The organism is Brevinematia bacterium, from assembly GCA_039630355.1.
In the GTDB taxonomy this organism is placed as follows: domain Bacteria; phylum Spirochaetota; class Brevinematia; order DTOW01; family DTOW01; genus SKYB106.
Window position 1 is genome coordinate 1 of record JBCNVF010000110.1, and the last position, 5,561, is coordinate 5,561.

2 protein-coding genes are annotated in these 5,561 nt (G+C 37.7%); both read right to left on the reverse strand.

Annotation, left to right across the window (positions count from 1 at the left end; genetic code table 11):
• Nucleotides 1-368: transglycosylase domain-containing protein (locus ABDH28_07285; GenBank protein ID MEN2998817.1), on the reverse strand; the 368-nt coding region annotated here is incomplete at its 3' end.
• Nucleotides 369-405: 37 nt separating this feature from the next.
• Complete coding sequence (locus tag ABDH28_07290) at nucleotides 406-5,541, reverse strand: alpha-2-macroglobulin family protein (protein ID MEN2998818.1); 5,136 nt, start codon at nucleotides 5,539-5,541, stop codon at nucleotides 406-408.
• Nucleotides 5,542-5,561 lie beyond the last annotated feature (20 nt).

A 5,561-nucleotide genomic window follows, 5' to 3' on the forward strand; every position in this document is an offset into this window, starting at 1 on the left:
CTTTTAAGCTTTACTAACTGCATAGTTATAGTTGAGCCACCAGATACGAACCTACCCCTACTCACAAACTCCCAAACAGCTCTACCCATCGCTTTAAGATCTACACCAAAATGCGAATAAAACCTCCTATCTTCAGAAAGAAGTAGTAGTTCAATAAACCTAGGAGATACCTCACTGAGACTAAAACTTTCGTTTATCCCCCCGTTGCCACTCAGTTCCGTAATCAAAACACCATTCCTATCAAATATCTTAACTGAATAATTAGAAGGCCTCAAATAACCTTTGTCAATAGGTATTGAAAAATACACAACAAAAAACCCCACAACAAACACCGTTTGTATCAAAACAATCTTAATCCAACTTTTCACCAAAATATGATGTAAAAACCCTACAAAGTTGACAACCTTAGTCCTTAATCTCAATATAGTCATAGAATGTCCTTACCGCAGATATCTCTGGATTATACATTTCCTCAACTCTGGTTTGTGGGACATTGAACTTTCCTATCGTAGTAGCTGTAACAATATATCTAAAGGAATACCTTCCCCTAGGAAGATAATGCAAAAAGATTAGCACTTTGTCTCTATACTTCTCAAACCTAGGCTGCACCCACCAATCACCATTCTGATCTGGTTCCTCTAGACCAAATAGAACTGGTTCAAAGCCTGCAGGTAAAGCATCATCTATAACAACAAAACTTCTATTTTCTCTCATTGTATTAACCGTAATTTCAACAATATATTTCCTACCCCTTTGAAATACTCCATTCACCATTTCCTCACCAGTTTCATAGTCATATATTCTTTTCGATATAGAAAAGCCATTTTCGTAGTCTCCACTTTTGCCGGACAAGTAGTAATACCTCACGGAGTAGTAAATCGGCTCCTTACCTTCTTTCACAAAATCAAGCCTTATACTTGACATATTTCCCGCAGGCTTAGCAGAACTTATCTTAGCATCAATTCCAAACTCCCTCGATAGAATTGGATCAAAATAACTTGTAAACTGCCCAGATAGAACTTCATAGGTATTTGCTAAAACTTTGACAGAAACATTAGGTTTCCCACTTTCATATTTCTTTAGATACTCTGTAAGTGCCCAAAGAGCCATAGCGTTTTCGTGTGTATTATACCAAGCACCATTGTATCTTCTCTGAGAATTCAACCAGTTCACAATTTTATAATCTGCATCAAACTTTATACCAGCTTCCAGCAAAGATTGCAGAACAATAGAGGTTACTATCACATCATTGTAATAGAAATATCCCCATTCTCCACCTCTGAAAAATGCATATATATTGTCTTCTACTATGTTCTGCTTGAAATAGGAAGATATTCTTTGGATTATCTCACTCTTCCCATCAAACTCGGGGTATCTAGATACTGCTCTGAGTATGAAAGCAAGAGATACTACATCTAAGTTTCTTGAATAATAGAAGTTTTTGATACTATTAGGATAGTAAATTCCGTTTAAGGAGAGTATGTAGTAGCTCATTGCCTCCACTAATTTAGAGTAGGAACCGCTATAAAATTTTGGTTGCTCTGGATTTCTGACTATCCAGTTTTTCAGGATTTCCAGAACCTCCAAGTAGATATTCTCATCCACTTTGTATCCAGCTTCCTTAGCCTTAGTAAGGAAAAGCATAGCATAAGCGGTTATGTAAGTGTCTGCATACGAGCTTCCGGGCCAGTAGTTAAATCCACGATCTTCTACATAGTATCTTGGCACTTCGTTTATAAAAGATTGGACAATATTTCTTAGATCTTCTCTGGTTTTATAATCCAACAACCTTCTCTGTATCATAAGCTCTTCACCTAGAACTAGTGGAAACATCTGCGATGACTTCTGTTCGAGGCATCCATATGGATAGTTGACTAAGTAGTCTAGTGAACCCTTAAGTTCAGAGAATGCTGAAGGTGAAATTGAAACACTTACCTTTGAAAACTCAGGATATACAACATTCTTCGGAGAAAGATCTAGGCTGAAGGTTTTATCATTTCTACCACTCGATCCAGTAACAGTATACATAAGAGGACTGTAAACAGGTAACTCAACTCTAACGCTGTCGGCCCCTTTCTTCGCAACCGCAGAGATTGTCAGCCAATAATCAAATTTACCAAACACTGTTTTGCCAACCTTGAACTTAAATCTAACTTCTGTTGAAGATCTATCCTTTAGGAATACGTTTGTCTTTGTGTAACTAAAGCTGAAGGGACCTTCAGGTTTTACAGAAACTTCAATGTCACTATCCACACCCAAATAGTTAAACACTAACGCACTACCCTCAACTTCATCGTGCATTCTAACAAACATTGGAAATCTCGGTATCACCATCAGCGGTTTTGAGACCAATATCTCTTTTTCAGTGTATCCAAATCTACCATCCGAGGAATACCCTAGAACCATTATTTTAAAAGTTGTTAAGTTATCTGGTAATTTAAAGCTAAACTTGGCCTTACCTTCCTTTACACGCAAATTTGCCACATAGTAAGCAGTGTAACGGAAATCCTTTCTTAATCCAGTAAGTGCCTGAGGCCCAATACTTCCTTCTTGAACTCCCTCCTCATCTTCATAATAATCCCCATCTCCTCCAATTACTTCTCCCTTCTCTTCAAGATATCTCTGCCCATAGATTATCCTCCTCATATCGGTAGTACTAACTGCAAGATCCCTTCTACTGTAAAAAACACTGTGGAGATTCGGCAGCTTATAATTCACCAAGTTCAATATCCCTTTATCAACAACAGCAATCACTACCTCATTCGTAGGACCTCCTCTACCCAGGACTATTTCACCATACACCTCTTCACCGGGTTCGTATCTATCTTTCTCAGTTTTTACAGACATGTCTAACCTGGTCTCAGGGTTCTCAACATTAATCTCAGCATATCCTATCCTAAACTGAGGCTTTGATAGATCTCTTCCGTCCTTAATATTAACCTGTGGATTCCTACCCGAATAAACAATCACAGATACAAACGCATTTGGTGCAAACTTGCTCTCTATGGTTATAGGAACCAACTTAAAGCCACCTTTAATGTTAGCCACCAGTGTTTTGTGAATATCTTCCCTCTCAACTGTTATGACTGCAACCGCTTCCTCAAAAGGAGTCAGAATAAGAAGATTTGCAGTCTCACCAACCCTATAGCTCTGCTTATCAAATCTGAGATTTATAGTATTCTCATTATCCGAATACCAGTAATATTCCCCCTTACCAATAACATAAAACTCCCTCTTTACCTTCCTTACCGTCCCTTTAACCCAATATCTAGCTTCAACATCGTAGTAACCAGTTTCTAGCAAGGATAACGGTATATTAATATTGCCTATTGTAACATTAGTTTCCAAAACTTTATCTTCCACATATTTCCATACCCATTCCAACCTACCGTTAACACCAGCAACCTTATGACAAACCCATTTACCTTTCTTTACCCCAAGCCAAACACGTATACCATTTGTCAACTTATCGTTACTATCAACGGCAATAAGCCCTATTTTGAATTTTTCGCCAGCTTTAGCGAAGTAACTGCTAGTCTTAATTCCAACATTAAATGGATCTGAGATAACTATATCATCTCTAAGTGCTTGCACTATGCTTCCATCTTCAAGAGTCGTAACAGCAAGAATTCTTACCCTCTTGTTACCTGAAAACTCTCCATCGTCCAGCCAGACAGACAATCTAGCCTTGCCTGTGTTGTCAAATTCTACTTTCTTGCTAACCAAGTTCATAGATTCTTCATAATCATATCCAAACTGGTAATCTGGAAAAGACTTACTGGTATACCCAAATGAAGATATATCCACACTAAAGGATACTTCACCTTTGATTGGTGCACCAAAGAGATATCTTCCTATGGCATCTATCTCAAGCTTTTCTCCCCAGTTGAACTTATTCTTGCTAGACACTATTTCCATTTCGGCAATAGCAGGTCTGAAATCTTCCACTCTGAAGTTAGCATAAACTCTGTATATCTCGTCATCGGAAGAAATTCTGTAATAGCCAGTTGGAGATGTTTTGTCAAGGTTGATCGTAAAGTGGAAGCTTCCTAGCTCGTCTATGTTACACGTAACATTTGTTATCTTCTCATCCCTGCTGTTGTACACACTTAAAGTTATGTTAGTTCTGGCTAAAATCTCCCACCTATCTTCCTTTCTAGCTCTAGCTATTCCTTTTACATATACTTCCTCACCAGGTCTATAAAGGTATCTGTCTGTAAAAACACTAACAAGTATCTCTTCAGTTCTGCCAGTTTCACCACGGTATTCCGTCCCGGAGCCTATCTTGAAGTTTATACCTCCGTATCCACTTCCAAAATAATATCCATTTTCATCAGCAATATCCTCTTCTTGGTACTCATTCCTAATGTCAATCGTTATATCATCACCACTTTTCGCAGCATACCACTTATACTTATATCCTGAGACATTAGTGGAAAATATACCGTTTTTATCAGTCTCTCCTAAATAATCAACCTCTCCATTTTCATCTATCCCGTAGATACTAGCTCCAGCAACAGGTGAAGCATCCCTTAAATGCCTTACGAAGGTCACTACCCTAAATGGAGATTTCTTCACAGTTATACCAATTCCAGTTATAAGAACCACACCCCCCTTCTTCAAATGATACTCATCGAAAGGATAATAATCAGCATCCGCAACCATCTCATAAACAAATAAGCCGGATATCTTCTTGCCAGGCAAACCAAGAATTTTCTCAAGGTTTATCTGATACTGATAGAAAACCTCATCCTTCAGATTCATCTTCTTAAAGTCAATTACATACTTCTCATTAAGTAGTCCAATCTCCTCAAGAAGCAAAAGCTTTGCTATATCACTAATATTGCTTGAAAAAGTGTATCTTATGGATATACTTTTTAGATTTCTAATCTTTGTTGGTAGTATAAGAGGCAGATAGTTTTCCATCACAAATACACCAAAAGGACCAGAAAAGTAAGAATATCCAACTTCCTTTATATCAACTTTCCGCAAGACGTTTCTACCTAACTTCTGTCCATAAATGTCAGTTAAATTCATATCAAACAGTATCTCCCAACTCTGACCCTCTTTAAAATCTCCGTATATGTACACATACTCCCCTTCTATTACTACTTCATCAACCTCCACTTCGTCTTCTACTTCGCCCTTCCGAAATTTTGGGAAAACTTTTATGTATCTTCTGTTATCCAAAGTTTCCTTCAACGGATTATTAAACTTTATTCTCAAACAGTATTGCTCGTCGTAATAATAGTGATGACCTCCTAGAATCTGTTTTACTTCAATTATTTCTAGTCTACCCGGAGTACTGAATTCAAGGTTATACTTCTTCCCTAGTTTGACAAATCCCCCAATCGCTAAAACATTATCTCCAATGCTTATGTTATATTTGGTTCCCTCTTCGAGTTCATTTATTTGTATACGTACACTATCGTAGCCGATAGACTTGTATTTAAGCGAAAAGTCACGTATCACCTGATTTCCAGAATAGATGGTTAAGTTCTCCCTTAAACTCTCAAGATCAGGAATTCCACTGAACTTCAAAACATATTCTACCGAAAAAC